Source organism: Methanosarcina spelaei, from assembly GCF_002287235.1.
Classification (GTDB): domain Archaea; phylum Halobacteriota; class Methanosarcinia; order Methanosarcinales; family Methanosarcinaceae; genus Methanosarcina; species Methanosarcina spelaei.
This window is the reverse complement of record NZ_LMVP01000218.1, coordinates 1-2,349: the sequence shown is the minus strand read 5'-3', so window position 1 is coordinate 2,349 and position 2,349 is coordinate 1. Positions and strand designations below refer to the sequence as shown.

2 protein-coding genes are annotated in these 2,349 nt (G+C 37.8%); both read right to left on the bottom strand.

Going from position 1 to position 2,349, the window contains the following annotated elements; genetic code table 11:
• Positions 1-214 precede the first annotated feature (214 nt).
• Entirely contained in the window at positions 215-1,270 is a 1,056-nt protein-coding gene (locus ASJ81_RS11230) for a hypothetical protein (RefSeq protein WP_095644523.1), read from the bottom strand.
• Positions 1,271-1,783: 513 nt separating this feature from the next.
• Positions 1,784-2,349 (bottom strand): TIGR04279 domain-containing protein (locus ASJ81_RS11225; RefSeq protein ID WP_141241681.1); only part of this gene is annotated, 566 nt, incomplete at its 5' end.

The window sequence follows — 2,349 nt, the reverse complement described above, 5'->3', positions numbered from 1 at the left end:
ATAGGACAAATAATAAAACTAGTTTATATATTTTTTCTTTTTTGTGTCCTATATCACTTCAGTAAAGCATCCCAATATACAGGTTTTTACATATTGCTGTGAAGAGGAAGGATTGTAGTTTCCTACATTCTTTTTCTTTATATTTTTCAAATTTTCCGGTTTTTATTAAGGTTGGAAATTTTCCAGTCTTGTTTTCCGGATCTATTTACATTTTTTATTTCTTTTTCCTCAGTACCGCAAGCCCTATCAGTAGAGTTACTGCAAAGCCTAACAGGAAGGAGGGAATTTTTGGAGGATTTCTTAAGACTTCTGCTAACGAGTTTGCCTGAATGTATGGCTTGATATCTTCGAATATGAATGCTTTTGGATTTTCGAGAATGGACTTAACTTTCATAAGCGAAGAGATTTTGCTTTTCACTGAGGAGATATTATCTCCTATAGCCTTCTCGGAGCTGGATATCAAGCTCGATCTTCGAGAGTTTCCGTCGGATTTTTTCAGCTTTTCCTGGGTTGCATTTCCAGAACTTTCGTTGTCTTTTCCTTCACTTGAATTCTGTTCTGAAGAATTTGTTTCTGAAGGCAGACTTTCGTTATTTTGTTCTTCACTCAAGTTCTGTTCCGAAGACAGATTTTCTGCAGACTGTAATTCTATCTGCTTTGTAATGCCTCCAATGTTTACTTCAAAATCGCCTCCCGGTATAGACTTAGTACTATATAGGTAGCTGAGACTTCCGTCAGATTCTACCTCTACTTCTTGCATGGCTGTTATCTTGAGCTTGACCTCGGAACTACTTGCCTTTCCATCGATCCTGATCTCATATGTTCCTCCAGGAACATTTGTCTGAGAAACAGTAGCAGTACCGTCTTTTGCTTCTGCGCTTTTAGTTAACCATAAGAGCATCTTTGCTCTCACATTCAGATCCTCGACTCCTTCTGCCTGTACAGTAAAACTATTGTAGGAGCTAGAGGGGATCACTACATCTTCAAGCGTGTACTCATATTCTCCACCCTGGACCGTTACATCTTTTTCGAAAGATACCAGTGCTTTCGCACTATCTCCTTCAAAACCGGTTCCTTTTATTTCAATTATATCTCCAGCAGCAGGATTTTGGGGAGTAAGTTCCCAGCTACTTGAGGCAGCTGCTCCGGGAGAAATAATCAGAAACAGGAAAATAAGAAGCAAAAACAGGAGTCTCAAACTTTCCTTATTCTTCGGATTTTTGATAAATGTGAAAACTGGCTTTACTGACTCAATTTCTTCGGAAAACAATTTTTTTAACCTCTCTTCTTGGTGATGTTTTCTTGACTAGAAAGGCTATTGTCCATTGAATAGCTGTACTATATGTATATTTATTATACCAGAAGACTATTTATAAAAATTCTAGACAGATATAAACATAAATGATAAAACTGGTTTATATATTTTGCTTTTTTAGTGTTCCTTATTGCTTGCAGTAAAGCATCCCAATGTACAGGTTTTTACATGCCGCTGTAAAAAGGAAAGGATTGTAGTTTTGTACGTTCTTTCTCCTTTTATTCTCGAGTTTTTGGGTTTTTATTAAGACTGGAAAAAACTTTTTCTTTTGGTTTTCCGAGTTTATTTACCTGTTTTATTTCTTTTTTCTCAGTACCGCAAGTCTCATCAGATCAGTAGAGTTACTGCAGAGCCTAACAGGAAGAAGGGAAATTTTAGAAGATTTCCTAAGACTTCTGCTAATGAGTTTGTCTGAATGTATGGACTGACATCTTTGGACATGTGTAATTGTGGAGTCAGGAAATAGACTTAATTTACATAAGCGGAGATGCTCTTAATTTCATTGAAGATGTACTCCCCAAGGTATTTTCCGGATATGGATTTCAGGTCCAACCCGTGTAAGTTTTCGGATGACATTCTTACCTTTTTCTGGAATATACCTGTAAGACCTTCACTATCTTCATATGCGCCCGTAACTAGGAGGTAGTCTCCTGAAGGAAGTTCCAGGCTTTTCAGGGAAAGGTTCCTCTGATTCTTCTCACTTATACTTATCGTACCATTATCTTTCCCTATAATAGTCTGGATTTCGTCCTCAAGCTCGTCATTTCCATTTTCAGATTCATGTCTGTTCAGACTTGTTTCCAAACTACCGATAATGTCAACTCCGTTCACAATAGGCCTGATTCCTGTTGTCATCCTCCACCTTGAGTTCGTGTCTTCAGATGCTGTATAGGCACTATCCTTTATCATTACAGCCCAGTAAGTATAATTTTTCTCTGCAGGTGCATTCTTCAGGTCCAGATTAACTTCTAAGTTTTTACCTTCTTGAAGGGCATCCGGAGCTCTGGCTTCCATTTGATATTCGAGAACTTCAA